This is a genomic window from Burkholderia sp. SRS-25, assembly GCF_004343765.1.
Lineage (GTDB): Bacteria > Pseudomonadota > Gammaproteobacteria > Burkholderiales > Burkholderiaceae > Burkholderia > Burkholderia contaminans.
Genome location: NZ_PTXM01000006.1, coordinates 102,808 through 123,332 on the forward strand (window position 1 = coordinate 102,808; position 20,525 = coordinate 123,332).

At 67.4% G+C, this 20,525-nt stretch carries 22 protein-coding genes and 1 tRNA gene; 12 read left to right on the forward strand and 11 right to left on the reverse strand.

What is annotated here, in order from left to right:
* Positions 1-61: 61 nt before the first annotated feature.
* Positions 62-778, reverse strand: a complete 717-nt coding sequence (locus C5O79_RS08955) for a 16S rRNA pseudouridine(516) synthase (protein ID WP_046544602.1) — start codon at positions 776-778, stop codon at positions 62-64.
* Between the two features lie 114 nt (positions 779-892).
* On the opposite strand from C5O79_RS08955, the gene copC reads away from it, so the two are divergent.
* The 4 genes from copC (at position 893) to C5O79_RS08975 (ending at position 3,887) form a co-directional block, all read left to right on the forward strand.
* Entirely contained in the window at positions 893-1,267 is a 375-nt protein-coding gene (gene copC, locus C5O79_RS08960; protein ID WP_047852532.1) for a copper homeostasis periplasmic binding protein CopC, read from the forward strand.
* A gap of 63 nt (positions 1,268-1,330) precedes the next feature.
* A complete protein-coding gene (locus C5O79_RS08965; protein WP_047852531.1) occupies positions 1,331-1,831 on the forward strand; it encodes a DinB family protein in 501 nt (166 codons plus the stop codon).
* 186 nt (positions 1,832-2,017) lie between these two features.
* Positions 2,018-2,791, forward strand: a complete 774-nt coding sequence (locus C5O79_RS08970) for an SDR family oxidoreductase (protein WP_046544605.1) — start codon at positions 2,018-2,020, stop codon at positions 2,789-2,791.
* A 166-nt stretch (positions 2,792-2,957) separates the two neighbouring features.
* Entirely contained in the window at positions 2,958-3,887 is a 930-nt protein-coding gene (locus tag C5O79_RS08975; RefSeq protein ID WP_122474256.1) for a LysR family transcriptional regulator, read from the forward strand.
* Positions 3,888-3,927: 40 nt separating this feature from the next.
* Here the strand turns inward: C5O79_RS08975 and C5O79_RS08980 are convergent, their stop codons facing one another.
* Positions 3,928-4,797 carry a LysR family transcriptional regulator gene (locus C5O79_RS08980; RefSeq protein WP_122474255.1) on the reverse strand — a complete coding sequence of 290 codons (870 nt, stop codon included), beginning with the start codon at positions 4,795-4,797 and terminating at the stop codon, positions 3,928-3,930.
* A gap of 105 nt (positions 4,798-4,902) precedes the next feature.
* Here C5O79_RS08980 and C5O79_RS08985 point away from each other — a divergent pair, with 105 nt between their 5' ends.
* Complete coding sequence (locus C5O79_RS08985) at positions 4,903-5,793, forward strand: alpha/beta hydrolase (RefSeq protein WP_122474254.1); 891 nt, start codon at positions 4,903-4,905, stop codon at positions 5,791-5,793.
* A gap of 30 nt (positions 5,794-5,823) precedes the next feature.
* Here the strand turns inward: C5O79_RS08985 and C5O79_RS08990 are convergent, their stop codons facing one another.
* Together C5O79_RS08990 and C5O79_RS08995 are read right to left on the reverse strand one after the other, a co-directional pair.
* Positions 5,824-6,723, reverse strand: a complete 900-nt coding sequence (locus C5O79_RS08990) for an SDR family oxidoreductase (protein WP_047852528.1) — start codon at positions 6,721-6,723, stop codon at positions 5,824-5,826.
* 44 nt (positions 6,724-6,767) lie between these two features.
* Positions 6,768-7,505: an SDR family oxidoreductase gene (locus tag C5O79_RS08995; protein WP_122474253.1), complete on the reverse strand. Its 738-nt coding sequence runs from the start codon at positions 7,503-7,505 to the stop codon at positions 6,768-6,770.
* A 118-nt stretch (positions 7,506-7,623) separates the two neighbouring features.
* Between C5O79_RS08995 and C5O79_RS09000 the strand changes: the two genes are divergently transcribed.
* Positions 7,624-8,526, forward strand: a complete 903-nt coding sequence (locus C5O79_RS09000; protein ID WP_046544611.1) for a LysR family transcriptional regulator — start codon at positions 7,624-7,626, stop codon at positions 8,524-8,526.
* Between the two features lie 44 nt (positions 8,527-8,570).
* Here C5O79_RS09000 and C5O79_RS38065 read toward each other — a convergent pair whose 3' ends face one another.
* From C5O79_RS38065 to C5O79_RS09015, 4 genes are all read right to left on the reverse strand, one after another.
* Positions 8,571-8,738 (reverse strand): hypothetical protein, encoded by a 168-nt coding sequence (locus C5O79_RS38065; protein WP_163008982.1) that lies wholly within the window; start codon positions 8,736-8,738, stop codon positions 8,571-8,573.
* A gap of 147 nt (positions 8,739-8,885) precedes the next feature.
* A tRNA-Leu gene (locus C5O79_RS09005) sits at positions 8,886-8,970 on the reverse strand.
* A gap of 105 nt (positions 8,971-9,075) precedes the next feature.
* Positions 9,076-10,233, reverse strand: a complete 1,158-nt coding sequence (locus tag C5O79_RS09010) for an ABC transporter substrate-binding protein (protein WP_046546256.1) — start codon at positions 10,231-10,233, stop codon at positions 9,076-9,078.
* A gap of 82 nt (positions 10,234-10,315) precedes the next feature.
* Complete coding sequence (locus C5O79_RS09015) at positions 10,316-11,257, reverse strand: CysB family HTH-type transcriptional regulator (protein WP_046544612.1); 942 nt, start codon at positions 11,255-11,257, stop codon at positions 10,316-10,318.
* 216 nt (positions 11,258-11,473) lie between these two features.
* Here C5O79_RS09015 and C5O79_RS09020 point away from each other — a divergent pair, with 216 nt between their 5' ends.
* The 6 genes from C5O79_RS09020 (at position 11,474) to cobA (ending at position 17,683) form a co-directional block, all read left to right on the forward strand.
* Positions 11,474-13,153: a nitrite/sulfite reductase gene (locus C5O79_RS09020; protein ID WP_047852526.1), complete on the forward strand. Its 1,680-nt coding sequence runs from the start codon at positions 11,474-11,476 to the stop codon at positions 13,151-13,153.
* 25 nt (positions 13,154-13,178) lie between these two features.
* A complete protein-coding gene (locus tag C5O79_RS09025; protein ID WP_071334855.1) occupies positions 13,179-13,736 on the forward strand; it encodes a DUF934 domain-containing protein in 558 nt (185 codons plus the stop codon).
* Positions 13,733-14,485: a phosphoadenylyl-sulfate reductase gene (locus tag C5O79_RS09030; RefSeq protein WP_122474252.1), complete on the forward strand. Its 753-nt coding sequence runs from the start codon at positions 13,733-13,735 to the stop codon at positions 14,483-14,485. Before C5O79_RS09025 ends, C5O79_RS09030 begins: the two co-directional genes overlap by 4 nt.
* Positions 14,486-14,561: 76 nt before the next feature.
* Positions 14,562-15,524: a sulfate adenylyltransferase subunit CysD gene (gene cysD, locus C5O79_RS09035; RefSeq protein WP_046544616.1), complete on the forward strand. Its 963-nt coding sequence runs from the start codon at positions 14,562-14,564 to the stop codon at positions 15,522-15,524.
* Between the two features lie 22 nt (positions 15,525-15,546).
* Entirely contained in the window at positions 15,547-16,863 is a 1,317-nt protein-coding gene (locus C5O79_RS09040; protein WP_039368088.1) for a sulfate adenylyltransferase subunit 1, read from the forward strand.
* Positions 16,864-16,933: 70 nt separating this feature from the next.
* Positions 16,934-17,683 (forward strand): uroporphyrinogen-III C-methyltransferase, encoded by a 750-nt coding sequence (gene cobA, locus C5O79_RS09045; RefSeq protein ID WP_046544617.1) that lies wholly within the window; start codon positions 16,934-16,936, stop codon positions 17,681-17,683.
* An 81-nt stretch (positions 17,684-17,764) separates the two neighbouring features.
* Here cobA and C5O79_RS09050 read toward each other — a convergent pair whose 3' ends face one another.
* Genes C5O79_RS09050 through lptF form a run of 3 tightly spaced genes read right to left on the reverse strand, consistent with a single transcriptional unit; the run spans position 17,765 to position 20,419 of the window.
* The gene (locus tag C5O79_RS09050) at positions 17,765-18,148 is read right to left on the reverse strand and encodes a CbiX/SirB N-terminal domain-containing protein (RefSeq protein ID WP_046544618.1); all 384 of its coding nucleotides are present in this window, start codon (positions 18,146-18,148) and stop codon (positions 17,765-17,767) included.
* A 27-nt stretch (positions 18,149-18,175) separates the two neighbouring features.
* Positions 18,176-19,324, reverse strand: a complete 1,149-nt coding sequence (lptG, locus tag C5O79_RS09055) for an LPS export ABC transporter permease LptG (RefSeq protein WP_046544619.1) — start codon at positions 19,322-19,324, stop codon at positions 18,176-18,178.
* A gap of 3 nt (positions 19,325-19,327) precedes the next feature.
* Positions 19,328-20,419: an LPS export ABC transporter permease LptF gene (lptF, locus tag C5O79_RS09060; RefSeq protein ID WP_046544620.1), complete on the reverse strand. Its 1,092-nt coding sequence runs from the start codon at positions 20,417-20,419 to the stop codon at positions 19,328-19,330.
* Positions 20,420-20,525: the final 106 nt, after the last annotated feature.

Genomic DNA, 20,525 nt, shown 5'->3' on the forward strand with positions numbered 1-20,525 from the left:
ATAGCGGGGGAACATGCGGCCGAGATGCGGCGGGGCGTCGAACGGTCGTGCGGATTTTCCCTTACAGGGTTTTGACGGGATTGCGCAGCGCTGAAAGGTCGGCGTCATCGAGCCATCGCCACGCGCCGGGCGCGAGGTCGTCCGGCAGCGTGAAGCCGCCGATGCTTTCGCGATGCAGCGCTTCGACGCGGTTGCTCGCCGCCGCGACCATGCGTTTGACCTGGTGATACTTGCCTTCGAGCACGGTCAGCGCGAGTGCGTGCGGGTCGCGCGCGTAGGCGGTGACCGCCGCGATCGGCTTCGGCTCGCCGTGGAGCTGCACGCCGGTGCGCAGTGCATTCAACTGGGTGTCGTCGAGCGGGTGGCGCACGGTTGCCACGTAGGTCTTCGGCACCTTGCGTTTCGGCGACGTGTATGCGTGCACGAACTGGCCGTCGTCGGAGAGCAGCAGCAGGCCCGTGGTGTCCTGGTCGAGACGCCCGACGCACTGCACGCCGCGCGCGACGAGCGGTGCAGGCAGCAGGCTGAACACGCTTGCGTGGTGTTGCGGATCGCGCGAACACTCGTAGCCGGCCGGCTTGTTGAGCGCGAGATAGGCGCGTGCGTGGAACGGCCACGCCGTATCGTCGACCGAGAACACGAGGCCGTCGGTATCGAACGCGGCATCGGGGTCGGTCGCGCTGGCGCCCGCCACGGCGACGCGGCCCGCTTCGATCAGGCCGCGGCACTGGCGGCGCGAGCCGAAGCCCTGGGTGTAGAGAATGCTTTCGAGATCCATAGCGCGCGCATTCTATCAAGCGGCGGCGCGCGACCGGCGTGAACGCGCATGCGCTGGTAAGCTGCCGGTACGCCGCGCGGGGCGCGGCGCCCGTTCATTCTTCACGGAAAGTCCATGCCTTTTGCTTCGTTCCCGTTCGGCCGCAACGCCGCTGCCGTCATTGTTGCCGCGACCGTCTCGTCGGCGGCGTTCGCGCACGCGCACCTCGCGAAGAGCGATCCGGCGGCGGGCGCGGCGGTGGCTGCCGCACCTGCCGCCGTCACGATCGACTTCACCGAGCCGCTGGAGCCGGCGTTCAGCTCGATCGTCGTCGTCGACGGCGACGGCAAGACGGTGTCGGACGGCCGAGTGCGCATCGACGCGTCGAATCGCAAGCGGATGTCGGTCCCGCTCACGGCGGTCGGCACCGGCGCCTATACGGTGAAATGGGTAGCCGTCGCGACCGACGGGCACCGCACGCAGGGCGCGTACGGCTTCAGCGTGAAGTGACGCAACGGCGACGGCAGGCCCGTGCCAGGGCTGTCGCCGCCCCTATCCGACCGGGAGTTCCGCATGAATCCGACGACGCTCGACGCACTCGCCGATTTCCCACGTCAGCTCGAAGCCCATTTTGCAGCCGTGCCCGACGGCTACGCGCGCTGGACGCCCGACGACTGGGCCGGGATTCCGAGCGAGCATTTTTCGCCGCTCGGGCAGCTCTGCCACGTGCGCGACATCGAGATCGACGGCTATCACGTGCGGCTGCGGCGGATGCTCGACGAAGACCGGCCGCTGCTCGTGTCGATCGACGGCGACGCGCTCGCGATCGAGCGCCGCTACAACGACGCGTATGCGTCCGACGTGCTCGCGGCGATCCGCGAAGCGCGGCGCGAGACGCTGGACCTCGTGTCGCGTCTCACGCCCGAACAGCTCGCGCGCACCGGGGAATTCGACGGCTACGGGTCGCTGACCGTGCGCGGGCTCGTCCACTACCTGTGCAGCCACGACCAGCAGCATCTGGCGGGCATGCAGTGGCTGCTCGGCAAGATCGACGCGGCGTTGTACGCGCGCTGAGCAGGCACCGGCATCGGCGCCAGTCAATCGAGGGCAGATTCCGGCGCGGCTGTCGGTGCGGCAGGCTGCAGTACGGCGCTTCGATTGGATCGTTTTTCTGGATAATCCATCCAGCCGTACCCGGCTGACCGGTGCGTCGCGCATGCCTACACTCCTAGCTTCGTTCAACGAAAAAAGGAGTCAGCCGTGGCAACTCATACGCTCGCAGAGAAGGTCGTCCTGATCGCAGGTGGCGCAAAGAATCTCGGTGGTCTGATCGCGCGGGATCTGGCGAGCCACGGCGCGAAGGCCGTGGCGATTCACTACAACAGCGCCGCATCGCAGGCGCAGGCCGAGGAGACGGCCGCCGCGGTGCGTGCGGCCGGCGCGGAAGCGGCTACGTTCCAGGGCGACCTGACGACGGCCGCTGCGGTCGAGAAGCTGTTCGACGACGCGAAGCAGCGCTTCGGCAAGATCGACATCGCGATCAACACGGTCGGCAAGGTGCTGAAGAAGCCGTTCACCGAGATCAGCGAGGCCGAGTACGACGAGATGTTCGCGGTCAACAGCAAGTCGGCGTTCTTCTTCATCAAGGAAGCGGGGCGGCACCTCGAGGATCACGGCAAGCTCGTCACGCTCGTGACGTCGCTACTCGGCGCGTTCACGCCGTTCTATGCGGCGTACGAAGGGTCGAAGGCGCCGGTCGAGCATTTCACGCGCGCGGCGTCGAAGGAATACGGTGCGCGCGGGATCTCGGTGACGGCCGTCGGGCCCGGCCCGATGGACACGCCGTTCTTCTACCCGGCCGAAGGCGCCGATGCGGTCGCGTACCACAAGACGGCGGCCGCGCTGTCGCCGTTCAGCAAGACCGGTCTGACCGACATCGAGGACGTCGTGCCGTTCATCCGCCATCTCGTCACCGACGGCTGGTGGATCACCGGCCAGACGATCCTGATCAACGGCGGCTACACGACCAAGTAACCGCCCCGGTGACGGGCCGCGCGGCGCACCGCAATGGCGTGTTTGCGTGGACAATGGGCGGGCGCGCGGCCTCGTGGCTGCGTGCCCGTTTTCCCTGTGCCGCCTGACCTTGCCGCGACGCGCGACGGCTGGCGGCGGCGTTCGTCCGAATCTACGTTCCCCGCCGATGGACAAGCTGGATCAGGTCAGAATCTTCCTGCAGGTTGCCGAGATGGGCAGCTTCATCAAGGCCGCGCATGCGCTCGACGTGCCGCGTGCGACCGTGTCGGCGGCTGTCCAGCAACTGGAGACGGGGCTCGGCACGCGCCTCTTGCACCGCACGACACGCCAGGTGCAGCTGACCGCCGACGGCGCGCTGCTGCTCGAACGCGGCCGGCGCCTGCTCGCGGAGGCCGACGAACTCGACCGCCTGTTCCGCCGCCGCGACCGCGATGTAATCGGCCGGCTGAACGTCGACGTGCCGAGCCGGATCGCGCGCCGCATGGTGGCGCCCGCGCTGCCGTCGCTGTTTCACCGTTATCCGAAGCTGCAACTGTCGCTCGGCTCGACCGATCGTTCGATCGACCTGGTGCAGGAGGGCGTCGACTGTGCGATCCGCGTCGGGCGGCTCGCCGACAGCAGCCTCGTCGTGCGGCCGCTTGGGCAGTTCACGCTGATCAACTGCGCGAGCCCCGACTACCTGCGCGAATGCGGCGTGCCCGAGCATCCGGATGCGCTCCCGCACGGACACTGGGCGATCGGCTATGCGTCGCCGACGACCGGGCGCGAACTCGACTGGGAATACTGCACGGACGGCCAGCGGCACACGCTCGCGCTGCCGAGCCGCGTGATCGTCAACAACGCAGAAACCTATATCGCCAGCTGCATTGCAGGGATGGGGCTGATCCAGATTCCGCGCTTCGACGTCGAACATCTGCTCGACAGCGGCGCACTCGTCGACGTGATGCCCGGCCACCGCGCCGCACCGATGGATGTGTCGGCCGTGTATCCGCACCGGCGCCATCGTTCGCGCCGGCTCAATGCTTTCATCGAATGGTTCGGGGAACTGATGGCGAGGGCGCTGACGAACGGCGGCAACGGCGCGGCGGGCGACTGACCTGCACGGCCGGTTGTGCTTGCGTGCCGTCGTGCCTGTTTCAGGCGGGCAGCGCCGCGAACTGCCGACTGCGCCCGGTTTCCCGCACCGCGTCGATCAACGCCGCGCCGGCGCCATCCGGTTTCGCCGCGAACGCGTAGAAACGCGCGGCCGGCAGCGCCGGCAGGCCGTCGCGCAGCTGGCTGCGCGCCAGCGCGGTGACCGCGAAGCCCGCGAGCGCGGCCGACACGCAGCCGGCCATGCTGCTGCTCTCGAACAGCACGCGGAACGGCCGCAGCGCGGCGGCGAGTGCCGCGACGGCGGCTTCCCGATAGACGCACGGCTGCGGAAACAGCGCGAGCGGCACCTCGCCGCGGGCATCGAGCGTGCGATCCGACGCGAACGCCCACACGAGCGGCTCTTCCCACAGCAGTTCGCCCGGCGTGTCGACCTGCCGGCACTGCTTGCCGAACACGACGTCGAGCCGGCCGAGCGTCTGCTCGCGCAGCAGCGACGCGGTAATCCCCACCTTCAGCTCGATCGACGTGCGCGGGTGGCGGTCGCGAAACACGCGCAGCACGTGCGGCAGCCACGCGCCCGCGAAATCCTCCGAGGCGCCGACCCGCAGTGGCCCGTGCGCCGGCGCGCCGCGCAGCCTCGCGCGCACTTCGCGCTCCATGTCGACGATGTTGCGCGCGTATGCGTACAGCGTGTCGCCGGCCGGCGTGAGCGCGATGCGACGGGTGGTGCGCGCGAGCAGCACCGTGCCGGCCGCCTGTTCGAGCCGCTTGATGTGGCCGCTGACGGCGGACGGCGTCAACGCGAGCCGTTCCGCGGCCGGCGCGAACCCGCGGCTGTCGACGACTGCGAGGAAGGTGCGCAGCAGCGTGATGTCGAGGGCGGTCGACGCGGGATCGGTCAGCGGTTCCATGGATCAATTCAACGCAATACTCGATGAATTAGCAATGATACTCCGTGAATCATGATGAAAGGCCGGCCTACGATCGTGCATTCGGATCGACCAACGGAGTGCACGATGACGACCTATGCGCATGCGACGACCGCGTCGCTCGACATTGCCTATCTCGAATGGAACCCGCGCGGCGAGCGCGTGGCCGTGCTGCTGCACGGCTGGCCGGACAGCCCTGTCGGTTGGGAGCCCGTGGCGGCGGCGCTCGCCGCGCGCGGCTACCGCGTGCTCGCGCCCGCGCTGCGCGGTTTTGCGCCCACTCGCTTTCGTGACGCATCCGTGCCGCGCAGCGGCCAGCTCGCGGCGATCGGGCGCGACCTGCTCGACTTCGTCGATGCGCTCGGCATCGAGCGGCCCCTGCTGGTCGGGCACGACTGGGGTGCGCGGGCGGCCGCGAACGCGTGCGGGCTGCGCGATGGCGCCGCATCGCATCTGGTGATGCTGTCGGTCGGGTACGGCACCAACGATCCTGGGCAGCCGCTGTCGCTGCAGCAGGCGCGCAACTACTGGTATCACTGGTTCATGGCGATGCCGCGCGGCGAGCAGGCATTGCGCGACGATCGCCGCGCGTTTGCCCGCTTGATGTGGGACACGTGGTCGCCGCCGGGCTGGTATCGCGACAGCGATTTCGAGGCGGCCGCGGCCGCGTTCGACGGGCCCGACTGGATCGACGTCGTACTGCATTCGTACCGGCATCGATGGGCGTTCGCGCCGGGCACGCCGGCCTATGCCGACGACGATGCGCGGCTGAATCCCGCGCCGGTGCTGGCGCTGCCGACGCTCGTGCTGCACGGCGGCGCGGACACCTGCAATCATCCGGACAGTTCGGCCGGGCGCGAGCGGTTCTTCACGGGGCGCTATGCGCGGAACGTGCTGGACGGCGTCGGTCACTTTCCGCAGCGCGAGGCGCCGGCGGCGGTCGCCGACGCGATCCTCGGGTTCTGCGAACAAGGCTGAGGCGTGCCGGCGTGGCCGGCGCGCGGTGGATCAGCCGCTGACGCGGGCCGCGAGCAGGTCGGCGAGGCCGATGTTCCTGAACATCTCGCGGCGGATGCGATCGCCGACGCGGAACACTTCCTCCGCGCCGTCCTGCGACGGATCGACGAAGACGCGGTACGGGCGCTTGCCGGCCGGGGCGGCGACGATGTCGGCAATCGCCGTCGCGACGGTGCCGGCATCGGCGTCCGCCGGTTCGAGCGCGGCGAGGCCTTGAAGCGCCTGCTCGGCGACGCCCGCATAGGGGCCGTCGACATAGGCGGCCTGAACGGTCGCGTCGGCCGGCTTGCCTGCGTGGGCGAAGTGATTCGTGCCCTGCGTGAAGGCGCCCGGCACGACGATCGATGTCTCGATGCCCCAGCGGGCCAGTTCGGCCGCATAGGACACCGCGAGCGAGTCCATCGCGGCCTTCGCGGCGAAGTAGGGCGCGAGGAACGGCGGCGTACCGCCGCGCGCGGACGACGACGATACCCACACGAGCAGGCCGCGCCCCTGGCGGCGCAGGTGCGGCAGCGCAGCGCGGTTCACGCGCTGGGTCGACACGACGTTGATGTCGTAGAGCTGCGCGATCTGCTCCGGCGTGAACGCTTCGGCCGGACCGAACACCATGTGGCCGGCATTGTGGACGATGACGTCCAGGCGGCCGTTGTCCGCGATCACGCGGTCGATGGCGGCACCGACGGACGCGTCGTCGCCGACGTCGAGCTCGACCGTGCGCAGGTCGATGCCGTGTTCCTGCGCGTAGGTGGCGATGGCGGCGACGCGCGGTGCGTTGCGGCCGGTGCTTTCGCGCATCGACGCGTAGACGGTATGGCCGGCGCGGGCGAGCGCCTGGGCCGTCAGCAGGCCGAAGCCGCTGGACGCGCCGGTGACGAGGACGACTTCCTTCATGAGCGATCTCCTGGCGGAAAGATGGGGCAGCAGCGAGCGGTTCGTCAGCACATGCCGCCGTTGGCGCGCAGGATCTGGCCGTTGATCCACGCGCCGTCCGGGCCGGCGAGGAAGGCGACGACGCGCGCGATGTCGTCGGGCTGGCCGAGCCGCTCGAGCGGGTTCAGCTTCGCGAGCCGATCGACGAGTTCGGGGCTCTTGCCCTGCAGGAACAACTCGGTCGCGACCGGTCCCGGCGCGACGGCATTCACGCGGACGCCGCGCCCGCGCATTTCCTGCGCGAGCACCTGCGTCAGGCTTTCGACCGCGGCCTTGCTCGCGACGTACAGGCCGTAAGACGGCATGCGCATGCCGATCACGCTGGTCGACAGGTTGATGATTCGTCCGCCGTCGCGCACGTGCTTCGCCGCTTCGCGACAGACGTTGAACGTGCCTTTCACGTTGATGGCGAGCGTTTCGTCGAGCACCGCGTCATCGAACTCGGCGATCGCGGCGAGCTTCATGACGCCCGCTGAATTGACCACTACGTCGAGTCCGCCGAACGTGTCGCGCGCCGTATCGAACAGCGCGGCCACGGCGGCGGGATCGGCGACGCTCGCTTGCACCGCGATGGCATGGCCCCCGTTGGCGACGATCGCGTCGACCACTTCGCGGGCCGGGCCGGCGCTCCCGGCATAGTTGACGACGACCCGGAAGCCGTCCCGGGCGAGCTGGCGGGCGATTTCCGCGCCGATGCCGCGCGACGAACCCGTGACGAGTGCGACCTGTTCAGATGTGTTCATGTCCTGCTCCTGGTAGGGGTGAGTGCCGAGCGATCCGGCGACAGGACTAATGTAGGCTTCCTCGATCAATAAAAATAATGAATAATGATCAGATCAAGAATGACTGAAAGTATGTCTCATGGCGTTCGACAGCAGGCTTTTGAGTGGGATCGGTGTGCTCTCCGCGGTGATCGAGGCCGGTACCTTCGCGCGCGCCGGTGAGGCGATGGGGTTGACGCAGCCGGCGGTGAGCCGTGCCGTCGCCCGGCTGGAGGAGCGCGTCGGCATCCGGATCTTCAACCGCACGGCGCGCGCGATCACGCTGACCGACGAGGGGCGGCGCTTCTATGAAGCGGTCGCGCCGCTGCTGGCCGGTATCGAGGACGCGGCGCTCGACGCCGGCCAGTCGAAGGCGCGTGTCAGGGGGCGGCTGCGTGTCAACGTCGATGCGACTTTCGGCCACTACGTGCTGGCGCCGAAGATGGCCGAGTTTCTCGACCGCTTTCCCGACTTGTCCGTCGAGATCAGCGTGCGCGACCGGATGGGCGACCTCGTTGCCGACGGGTTCGACGTGGCGGTGCGGTTCGGCATTCCGGAACCGTCGTCATACCGCGCCCGGCTGCTGCTGGAAACGCGCGTGCTGACCTGCGCGTCGGCGGCCTATGTCGCGCGTCACGGCGAACCGCGGCACCCGCGGGATCTCGCGAGCGGGCATCGCTGCGTGCTGATCCGCGATCCGGTGACGGGGCGGCCGTTCGAATGGGAATTCCATCGCGGCGAGGAGGTGGTGCCGTTCGATGCCGCCGGCCGGCTGATGGTCAACGATACGGGCATGCTGCTCGGCGCGTGCCTGGGCGGCGCGGGGATTGCCCAGTTGCTGGAGCTCTATGCGCGCGACATCCTCGCCGACGGGCGGCTGGTGCCGCTGCTGCCGGAATGGGCGGACGAGACGTTTCCGCTCTACGCGTATCACCACGCGTCCAACCTCGTTTCCGCGAAAGTGCGCGTGTTCCTCGACTTCGTGCGGGCGTTGATGGCCTGAGCCTGAGCTCGGCTTGACGTGCCGACGGCGGCCTTCCCGTCCGCTCATTCGGTGCGATGCGGAATGCTGTCCGGGAACGGGTAGGGCGCGTGCGGGCCCGGCCAGTCCGGTACCGGCGGGGCGGTCAGTACGTCGCAGCCGGCCAGCATGAGCGACAGCGCCACGGCGAGCGCGCGGCGGCAGAACGGGGATGAAATCGTGCGCATGGACATGGCGTGCCTCCGTGCCGCGCATCCACATGATGCTTGGACTGTTGCGCGAGGGCACGCGTTGCGGCGCGCACGGCAAAAACAAAAAACCCGCGAAGCGGCGAGCTTGCGCGGGTTTCGGGAGCGCAGCGTTTCACGCTGCGAGAATGCTGGTGCCCAGGGCCGGAATCGAACCGGCACGCCTTGCGGCGGGGGATTTTGAGTCCCCTGCGTCTACCAATTTCACCACCTGGGCTTGATCCTGGCCGCGCATGCGATTGTGTGGATTGTGCGCGGCGAAACGCGGATTATGTCCGAAATCCTGCCGCCGGGCAAGCTGCCCGGTTACCGGCCGCGCACGTCACTGACTGAGGTAGACGAACCGGCCCTGCTTGACGATCCCCATCACGCTCGCACGCTGGTCGAGCCCCACATGATCCTTGTCGCTCGTGTTGACGACGCCGTTCGGCACGACGAGCTCGTGCGCGCGTTCCAGCTCGCGCCGCAGCGCCATGCGGAACGCGGGCGTGCCGGGCTGCGCGGCCTTCAGCGCGCGGCCGACCGCGTCGGCGAGGCGCGGGTAGACGCCCGCCGCGTCGCCCGCGAACTGCGTGACCGTGCCGGGGCCGTACTTCGCCTCGTACGCGTCGACGAATGCGAGCGCGGCCTTGCGGGCCGGATGATCGGCCGGCAGCGTGCGCGCGACGACCACCGGCTGGGTCGGGAACAGCGTGCCGTCGACGTCCTTGCCGCCCAGCTTGATGAATTCCGGCGTCGCGATTCCGTGCGTCTGGTAGACCGGGCCCTTGTAGCCGCGCTCGATCAGCGTGCGCTGCGGCAGCACGGCCGGCGTGCCGGAGCCCGCGATCAGGATCGCGTCGGGTTTCGCCGCGATCAGCTTCAGCGCCTGGCCCGTGACGCTCGCGTCGGTGCGGTTGAAGCGCTCGGTCGCGACCACGCGGATCTTGCGCAGGTCCGCGAAGCGCGTGAACTCGTTCAGCCAGCTGTCGCCGTAGCTGTCCGCGAAGCCGATGAAGCCGACCGTCTTCACGCCGTGGTTCGCCATGTAGCGCGTCATCACGTCGGCCATGGCGCGGTCGCTTTGCGCCATCTTGAACGCCCAGGTCCGCGCGCCTTCCTGCGGCTCGACGATCGCGCCGGAGCCGACCAGCGTGATCATCGGCGTCTGCCCGGCAGCCACCGCGTCGAGCGCCGCGAGCGCGGCCGGCGTGATGTTCGGTCCGACCACGACGTCGACGTGATCCTCGTCCACCAGCTTGCGGATGTTGCGCACCGCGGTGCCCGGGTCGGACGCATCGTCGAGCACCGTCACCTGCACCGGCTGCCCGGCGATCGTCTTCGGCCACATCAGGATCGCGTTCTTGCTCGTGATGCCGATCGCGGCGGCCGGGCCGGTCGACGACAGGTCGACGCCGACCTTCAGGTCGGCATGCGCGACAGCGCAGGCGAGCGCGAGGGCAACGCCGGCGGCGCGGCGCAGCAGAGCGGGAAGTCGCAACAGGGCGGGAAGCGTCATGCGGAATTCTCCGTCGGACAGCAAAAAGGGGCGCGATGTGCGCCCCCGTGTTTATACACGCCGCTCAGAGTTCGTACGATTCGGATTCGCCCTTGAGCGCCTGTTCGATCAGCTTGCGGTTCAGCGTCGGCGACAGCAGTTCGACGAGCGTATACACATAGCTGCGCAGGTAGGCGCCCTGCTTGAGCGCGACGCGCGTCACGTTGCTGCCGAACAGGTGGCCGACCGGGATCAGCCGCAGGCTGCGGTCGCGCTCGGGATTGAACGCGATGTCGGCCATGATGCCGACGCCGAGGCCGAGTTCGACGTAGGTCTTGATCACGTCGGCGTCGATCGCCTCGAGCACGATGTCCGGCGACAGCCCGCGCAGCGCGAACGCATGGTTGATCTTCTTGCGGCCCGCGAACGCATCGTCGTACGTGATCAGCGGGTACTGCGCGAGATCGTCGAGCGTGACCGGCTTGCGTTCGAGCAGCGGATGGTCCGCCGGCACGACGGCTGCGTGGTGCCACTGGAAGCAGGGCAGCGACACGAGCTCCTTGTAGTCGGAGATCGCCTCGGTGGCGATCGCGAGATCGGCCTGGTCGTGGATCACCATCTCGGCCACCTGCGTCGGGCTGCCCTGCAGGATCGACAGGTGGACCTTCGGGAAGCGCTTCTTGAACTCGGCGATCGCGGCCGGCAGCGAGTAGCGGGCCTGCGTGTGGGTCGCGGCGATGGTCAGGTTGCCCTGATCCTGCGCCGCATAATCTTTTCCGACCCTTTTAAGGCTTTCAACCTCCTGAAGAATCCGCTCGACCGACGCGAGGATGATCCGGCCCGGCTCGGTGAGCGAGCGCACGCGCTTGCCGTGCCGCGTGAAGATCTCCACGCCGAGCTCGTCCTCGAGCTCGATGATCGCCTTCGATACCCCCGGTTGCGACGTGTAGAGCGCCTTGGCGGCCTCGGTGAGGTTGAAATTCTGCCGGACGGCCTCGCGCACGAAGCGAAATTGGTGCAGGTTCATTTATAACCCTTCCGCATATCAACAGAATTTTTTAGTCGTTTGAAATATAAGGCGAGTTTATTACGATTCACCGGAGTTTTTCAAATATGGATATCTGTTTTCGTCATTAGCAATCCAGCCGGGCCGCGGAAGGCCGGCGATAGCGGCGGAACGGAGATTCGGGCGCGACGTGGCTAGGACGTCGCGCGGTCACCACGAAAACCCTGGGGTCCCCGAATGTATCAGTACGACCAATACGACCAGACGATCGTCGACGAGCGTGTCGCGCAGTACCGCGATCAGGTGCGCCGCCGGTTGTCGGGCGAGTTGAGCGAAGACGAGTTCCGTCCGCTGCGCCTGCAGAACGGCCTGTACATGCAGCGCCACGCGTACATGCACCGCATCGCGATTCCGTACGGCAACCTGCGCAGCGAGCAGCTCCGCATGCTGGCGCGCATCGCCCGCGAGCACGACCGCGGCTACGGCCACTTCTCGACCCGCTCGAACATCCAGTTCAACTGGGTCGAGCTGGAAGACACGCCCGAGATCCTCGCGAAGCTCGCGTCGGTGCAGATGCACGCGATCCAGACGTCGGGCAACTGCATCCGCAACATCACGGCCGACCAGTTCGCCGGCGTCGCGCAGGACGAAGAGATCGATCCGCGTCCGTGGTCCGAGATCCTGCGCCAGTGGTCGACGTTCCATCCCGAATTCGCATGGCTGCCGCGCAAGTTCAAGATCGCGGTGTCGGGCTCGAAGGACGACCGCGCGGCCGTGCAGATCCACGACCTCGGCGTGTACCTGAAGAAGAACGCGCAGGGCGAAGTGGTCGCGAGCATCCTCGCGGGCGGCGGCCTCGGCCGTACGCCGATCATCGGCGCGGTGATCAAGGAAGACCTGCCGTGGCAGCACCTGCTCACCTACTGCGAAGCCGTGCTGCGCGTGTACAACCGTTACGGCCGCCGCGACAACCTGTACAAGGCGCGCATCAAGATCCTCGTGAAGGCGCTGTCGCCCGCGAAGTTCGCGCAGCAGGTCGAGGAAGAGTGGCAGCACCTGAAGGACGGCCCGTCGACGCTCACGCAGGCGGAAGTCGACCGCGTGTCGCAGTACTTCCAGCCGCCCGTCTACGAGAAGCTGGCCGACACCGACGCATCGTTCGAGCAGCACCTGCTCGAGAACAAGGCGTTCGCGCGCTGGGTCGAGCGTAACGTTGCCCCGCACAAGGTGGCCGGCTATGCCGCCGTCACGCTGTCGCTGAAGGATCACCGCATTGCGCCGGGAGACGCGACCGACCAGCAGATGGATCTGGTGGCCGACTGGGCCGACGCGTACTCGTTCGGCGAGCTGCGCGTGTCGCACGAGCAGAACCTGATTCTCGCGAACGTGAAGAAGCGCGACCTGTTTGCCGTGTGGGAAAAGGCGAAGGCAGCCGGTTTCGCGACGCCGAACATCGGCCTGCTGACCGACATCATCGCGTGCCCGGGCGGCGACTTCTGCTCGCTCGCGAACGCGAAGTCGATCCCGATCGCGCTGGCGATCCAGCAGCGTTTCGACGATCTCGACTATGTGTACGACCTCGGCGACCTGTCGCTGAACATTTCCGGTTGCATGAACTCGTGCGGTCACCACCACGTCGGCAACATCGGCATCCTCGGCGTCGACAAGGACGGCGCCGAGTGGTACCAGGTGTCGCTCGGCGGCGAGCAGGGCACGGGCCGCAACGGCGCGCGCCTCGGCCGCGTGATCGGGCCGTCGTTCTCGGCGGAAGAGGTGCCCGACGTGATCGCGAAGCTGATCGACACGTTCGTCGAATCGCGCATCGACGGCGAGCGCTTCGTCGACACGTACGATCGCATCGGCATCGCGCCGTTCAAGGAGCGCGTGTATGCGGCGCGCCAGGCAGTGAACGCGTAACCAACCGGGTAGAAGGAATTAGCAGATGGCTTCGATTATCAAGAACCGCGCAGTGATCGACGATGCATGGCAGGTCGTGCGCGCGGCGGAAGACGGTGCACTGCCCGCGGTCGACGCGTTGCCGGCCGGCAAGGTGCTGGTGCCGTTCGCGTTGTGGCAGGCCGAGCGCGCGGCGCTCGTCGCCGCGAAGACGAAGGACGAGCTCGGCGTGTGGCTCGCACCGGACAGCGAGCCGGCCGATCTCGTGGCCGACTTCGGCGCTATTTCGCTGATTGCCGTCGATTTCCCGCGCTTCGCGGACGGCCGCGGCTACAGCATCGCGCGCCTGCTGCGCGAGCGCCACGGCTGGACGGGCGAACTGCGCGCGATCGGCGACGTGCTGCGCGACCAGTTGCTGTACATGTCGCGTTGCGGCTTCGACGCATATGCGGTGCGCGCCGACAAGGACATCCACGACGCGCTGAACGCGTTCACGGAATTCACGCAGCGTTACCAGGGCGCGTTCGACCAGCCCGAACCGCTGTTCCGCCGCCGCGCCGCGCCGGCAGGCGTAGCGACGCCCGACGCGAAGGTGGGCGCATGAGCACCGCGACCACCACCGCGCTGACGCCGGAGCTCGCCGCGAAGGTCGAGCGCCTCGACGCGCTGCTCGCGCAGATCGGTGCCCGTCACGAGAAGGTGAAGTTCGCGAGCAGCCTCGCGGCGGAAGACATGCTGCTCACGCATGCGATCCTGTCGAAGGGCGCGCGCATCGGCATCTTCTCGCTGAACACGGGCCGCCTGCACGCGGAAACGCTCGGCATGATCGACCGTGTGCGCGAGCGCTACGGCTACGAGATCGAGCAGCTCCATCCGCAGCAGGACGCGGTCGACCAGTATGTCGCCGAGCACGGCCTGAATGCGTTCTACGAGAGCGTCGAGCTGCGCAAGTCGTGCTGCCACATCCGCAAGGTCGAGCCGCTGAATCGCGCGCTCGCGGATGTCGGCGCATGGGTCACCGGCCAGCGCCGCGAGCAGTCGGTCACGCGTGCCGAACTGCACGAGGAAGAGCAGGACGAAGCGCGCGGGATCGCGAAGTACAATCCGCTCGCCGACTGGACCGAAAGCGACGTGTGGGCGTACCTTAAGGCGTTTGACGTGCCGGTGAACCCGCTGCATGCGCGCGGCTACCCGAGCATCGGCTGCGAGCCGTGTACGCGGGCGATCCGTCCCGGCGAGGACAGCCGAGCGGGCCGCTGGTGGTGGGAGTCGCGCGATACGAAGGAATGCGGGCTGCACATCACGACGATCACGCCGATTCCCGCGGAAGCCGTTGCTGGCACCACGCACTGAAAGCCTGACAAGAAACTGAATATTGCGCCGCCTGCGACAGCGGGCGGCACGAACCCAGAAGAGAAGGACTGAAATCATGAGCACGACGCTCGAGCAATCCGCCTTTGCCCCGCCCGCCGGTGCCGACAGCCGCATGGGCCACCTCGACTGGCTCGAAGCCGAGTCGATCCACATCCTGCGCGAACTGGTCGCCGAATGCAGCAAGCCGGCGCTGTTGTTCTCGGGCGGCAAGGATTCGGTCGTCGTGCTGCATCTGGCGCTGAAGGCATTCGGCCTCGGCGCGAACCGCAAGACGACGCTGCCGTTCCCGCTCGTGCACATCGATACGGGCCACAACTACGAGGAAGTGATCGACTTCCGTGATCGCCGCGCGAAAGAACTCGGCGCCGAGCTGGTCGTCGGCCACGTCGAGGATTCGATCAAGCGCGGCACGGTCGTGCTGCGCCGCGAAACCGATTCGCGCAATGCCGCGCAGGCCGTCACGCTGCTCGAGACGATCGAGCAGCACGGCTACACGGCGCTGATCGGCGGCGCGCGCCGCGACGAAGAGAAGGCGCGTGCGAAGGAGCGCATCTTCTCGTTCCGCGACGAATTCGGCCAGTGGGATCCGAAGGCACAGCGCCCGGAACTGTGGAGCCTGTACAACGCGCGCCTGCACAAGGGCGAGCACCTGCGCGTGTTCCCGATCTCGAACTGGACCGAGCTCGACGTGTGGCAGTACATCGCGCGCGAGAACCTCGAACTGCCGTCGATCTATTACGCGCACCAGCGCGAGATCGTGCGCCGCAACGGGCTGCTCGTGCCCGTCACGCCGCTCACGCCGATGCGTGACGGCGAGACGAGCGAGCTCGCGCAGGTGCGTTTCCGCACGGTCGGCGACATTTCCTGCACGTGCCCGGTCGAGAGCGACGCGGACGACGTCGAGAAGATCATCGCCGAGACGGCGGTGACCGAGATCACCGAGCGCGGCGCGACCCGGATGGACGACCAGGCCTCCGAAGCCGCGATGGAACAGCGCAAGAAGCAAGGTTATTTCTGAAGCACACGAGGACATTCACATCATGAGCATCATCGAGAACACCGAAGACCTCGGCGTGCTGCGCTTCATTACCGCGGGCAGCGTCGACGACGGCAAGAGCACGCTGATCGGCCGCCTGCTGTACGACAGCAAGGCCGTGCTGTCCGACCAGCTGTCCGCGCTGTCGCGTGCGAAGAACAAGCGCACGGTCGGCGACGAGCTCGATCTCGCACTGCTGACCGACGGCCTCGAAGCCGAGCGCGAGCAGGGCATCACGATCGACGTCGCGTACCGCTACTTCGCGACCGCGAAGCGCAAGTTCATCATCGCCGATACGCCGGGCCACGAGCAGTACACGCGCAACATGGTGACGGGCGCGTCGACCGCGCACGCGGCGATCGTGCTGATCGACGCGACGCGCATCACGGTCGAGAACGGCGTCGTGCAACTGCTGCCGCAGACCAAGCGCCACAGCGCGATCGTCAAGCTGCTCGGGCTGCAGCACGTGATCGTCGCGATCAACAAGATGGACCTCGTCGACTACAGCGAAGCGCGTTTCAACGAGATCCGCGATGCGTACGTCGCGCTCGCGAAGCAGCTGGGCCTGACCGACGTGCGCTTCGTGCCGGTGTCGGCGCTGAAGGGTGACAACATCGTCGGCGCGAGCGAGCGCATGCCGTGGTACGCGGGCGAGCCGCTGCTCGACGTGCTCGAATCGCTGCCGGTCGAGACGCAGGCGCATGACGCGCTGCGCTTCCCGGTGCAGTGGGTCGCGCGCCAGGACGGCAGCTCGGCGGACGATTTCCGCGGCTACATGGGCCGTATCGAGTCGGGCGAAGTGAAGGTCGGCGACGAGATCGTCGTGCTGCCGTCGAACCGCACGGCGACGATCGCCGAGATCGTCGCGCCGGTGCCGGGCGGCACTGCGTCCGTTCCGCACGCGTTCGCGGGCCAGACCGTGACGATCCGCCTCGCGGAAGACGTCGACGTGTCGCGCGGCGACATGTTCGTCACGTCCGGCGAGCCGGTCGAACCGGCGAAGAAGCTCGAAGCCGATCTGTGCTGGTTCGACGAGACGCCGCTGTCGCCGCAGCGCAAATACCTGCTGAAGCAGACCACCAGCACGGTGTTCGCGAAGATCGGCGGCGTCAAGCAGGTGCTCGACGTGCACACGCTGTCGCACGCAACCGACCGTCACGACCTGAAGATGAACGACATCGGCCGTGTCGCGCTGACGCTGCAGAAGCCGATCGTGTGCGACACGTACGACGCGCATCCGGGTACCGGTGCGTTCGTGCTGATCGACGAGGCGACGCATCACACGGTCGCCGCAGGGATGATCCGGGCGTTCTCGGCATGACCGGGCAACCGCGCCGCTTCGCGGCGGCGCGGGCCGGAGCCGACGCCCGCTGGAAGGCGAAGCGATAAACATGGGCAAGGTGTATCTGATCGGAGCAGGGCCGGGCGCGGCCGACCTCATCACGGTGCGCGGCGCGCGGCTGCTCGAGCAGGCGGACGTCGTGCTGCACGACGCGCTCGTCGAGCCCGCGATGCTCGACTACGCGCCGAATGCGCACCGGATCGCCGTCGGCAAGCGCTGCGGGCAGCGCTCGACCGCACAGCACTTCATCAACAAGCAGATCGTCGATGCGGCACGCGAGCATGCGTGCGTCGTGCGGCTGAAGGGCGGCGACCCGATGCTGTTCGGTCGCGCCGAAGAGGAGATGCGCGCGCTGGAAGCGGCCGGCATCGACTATGAGGTCGTGCCGGGCATCACCGCGGCGCTGGCCGGGGCGGCGACGCTGAAGCGTTCGCTGACGTTGCGCGGCGTGTCGCGCAGCGTCGCGTTCGCGACGCACAGCCGCGCGCCGGGCAGCGACGAGATTCGCGAAGCCGCGCGCGCCGATTCGATCGTCTATTACATGGGCCGCGACAGCGCGCCCGGCATCGCGCAGGAACTGATCGACGCGGGCCGTGCGCCGGCGACGCCCGTGGCGATCGTCGAGGCGTGCAGCACCGCGCGCGAACGCACGCTGACGCTGACGCTCGCGCAGATGGCGGCAGGCGACGCGCAGGCGTGGCTCGATCCCGCGGAACCAAGCCTGCTGATGATCGGCGATGCATTCGCCGAGCGCGCCGGGCGGGCGAAAGCCGGCGATGCGCTGCGAAGTGCGGCCTGAGCGGAACCCCGCTGGAGTTCCAAATGAAAAAAGCGCTGGCGGAAGCCGGCGCTTTTTCTTTGTGGGCCGTGACGGCGTGATTTACGCGCCGTCGCCGATCTGGTCGATGCAGTAGCGCGCGATCGCGTCGAGCACGCCGTCGTCTTCGCCGACGGCCGTCGCGCAGCGGATCTCGACACCCGGATGTACGGCGCGGCACGCGTCGACGAGTTGCGGCAGGTCGCGGCGGACATGGCCGCCCTGGCCGAAGAACACCGGTACCACGGTGATGTGCGTGCAGCCGGCCGCGACCTGCGCGGCGACCGCGTCGCCGAGCGACGGCGTCATCAGTTCGAGAAACGCGAGCGACACGTGTGCGGCGGGAGAGGGCGCGCCGCGCAGCCGCGCGGCGAGCCGCTCGAACGGCTCGGCCCAGCGCGGGTCACGCGCGCCGTGGCCGAACAGGACGATGCCGTGCGAATTCATGTCGAAGCCTCCGTCGTGACGCGGCGCTCAGTGCCGGTCGACCCACTTGAGCGCGAACAGGCCGAGCGCGAGATAGATCAAGCCCGGCGTCGCCGCGGTGAGCGGCGCGGGCCACGTGTTCAGCGTGCCGATGTGCGAGAACAGCGTGTTGAGGAGCTGGAAGCTCATGCCGAGCATGATGCCGCCGAACACCTTCACGCCGACCACGCCCGCACGCGTGTGCAGGTATGCGAACGGCAGCGACAGCACGAGCATCACGAACACCGCGAACGGATACAGCAGCTTGCGCCACAGCGCGATGTCGTAGCGCTGCGTGTCCTGCTGGTTTTCGCGCAAATGCTGGATGTAGCGGAACAGGTTGATGATCGACATGCGCTCCGGCGACACGAGCAGCACCGACAGGATCTGCGGCGTCAGGTCCGAGCGCAGCCGGTATTCGGGCAGCGAGACCTGCTGCGACCGGTACACGGGGTTCAGCGCGTCGGCGGGCTGCCCGCTGATCGGCTTGATCGGCGTCAGCTCGGTTTCGTTGACGCCCTTCAGCAGCCAGTGGCCGGGCGGCTCGTAGCGGCCCGTCTGCGCGATCCGCACGTTGCGCAGCTGGAATTTCGAATCGAATTCGTAGATGCGCACGTTGCTGATCGTCGAGTCGGGCGACAGGCTGCCGACGTTGACGAAGCGCGTGACCTGCTCGCCGTTTTCACGGGCCGCGAGCGTGTCCTTCACCCACACGCCCGACTGGAAATTCGACGACACCGACGCGCCGAGCGCCTGCAGCCGCACGCGCTCGGACAGCTGGTCGGCGTACGGGCCGACGAATTCGCCGATCAGGTAGGTGACGATCACGAGCGGCACGCCGATCTTCAGCAGCGAGCGCAGCGCCTGGTTGGTCGCGAGGCCCGACACGCGGAAGATCGTGAATTCCGAGTTCGCGGCCATCTGCGCGAACACGTAGATCGCGCTGATCAGCGCGGCGACCGGGATGATTTCGTAGAAGCGCGACGGGGTCTGCAGCGAGACGCGCAGCACCGCGTAGCCGAACTTGTAATTGCCGTGCCCGACCGAGTTCAGTTCGCTGATCAGGTCGAAGAAGAAGAACAGGCCCGAGAACGCGAACAGGATGAAGACGAACGTGACGTAGATCTGTCGCGCGAAGTACTTTTCATAGAGCCGCATCGATCATGCTCCCGAGCGGCCGAACAGCGCGCGTGTAAACAGCGGACGATTGCGCACGCGCAACCAGAAGATGAACGCGACGATCACCGCGACGACGAGATGCAGGCCAACGAGACCGACGCCGAACGACATCTTGCCCTGCTCGATCTGCGACTGCACTACGTTCAGCAGGTTCGAGTACGTGAGATAGATCAGCACGGCCATCACGAGGTTGATCGTGCGGCTGCGGCGCGGGTTCTGGTACGACAGCGGAATGCCGAGCACCATCAGGTTGATCGCGATCAGCGGCAGCCCCGCGCGCCACGCGAATTCCGCGAGGTTGTCATTCGTCGGGTTGCGCAGCAGATCCGGCGTCGGCGTGCTGCTGGTGGTCTGCACGTTGGTGACCGGGGTGCTCGTGATCTTCACGCCGTAGCGCTCGAACTCCATGATCTTGAAGTTCGGCTGGCCGGGCGTGCCGTCGTAGCGGCGGCCGTCCTCCAGGACGACGAAGCGGTTGCCGTCGCGCGTTTCCGTGTGCCCCGTCTGCGACACGACCACGTTGACCTTGCCGTTCTCGGTCGAGGTCACGAACACGTTCTGCACCTTGCTCTGGTCGGGCGTCATCTTCTCGATGAAGAACACGCGGTGGTTCGACGCCGATTCGCGGAACTGGCCGGGCGCGAGCAGCGAGATTTCGTCGCGCTGCTGGAAGCGCGCCTTGATCATCTTGCTTTGCTGGTTCGACCACGGCCAGCCGACGAACGCGAAGAAGGCGATCAGCAGGATGATCGGCGTGGCGAACACGCCGATCGGCTTGATGAGGCGCGTGAGGCTCACGCCGGACGCAAGCCACACGACCATTTCGGAGTCCCGGTACCACCGGGTCAGCACGAACAGGATCGACACGAACAGCGTGACGACGAGCATCACGGCGAGGTAGCCGATCACGGTGAGGCCGATCAGCACGAGGACGTCTCGCGGATCGATTTCACCGGACGCGGCGTAGCCGACGATGCGGATCATCATCGTCGTGAGCATGATCGTGAGCAGCACCATGAACACGGCGCCAGCCGTATACGCAAGCTCGCGCTGGAGGGAGCGTTCGAAGATCATTCTTGATGAGAAGAGGGCGGGAGGCTGCGCACGCGTGGTGGAGCGCTCGCGCCGCCACGGGAAAAATAGCGGATAATTGCGGCTTTCATCCTTAGCCCAGATTTTA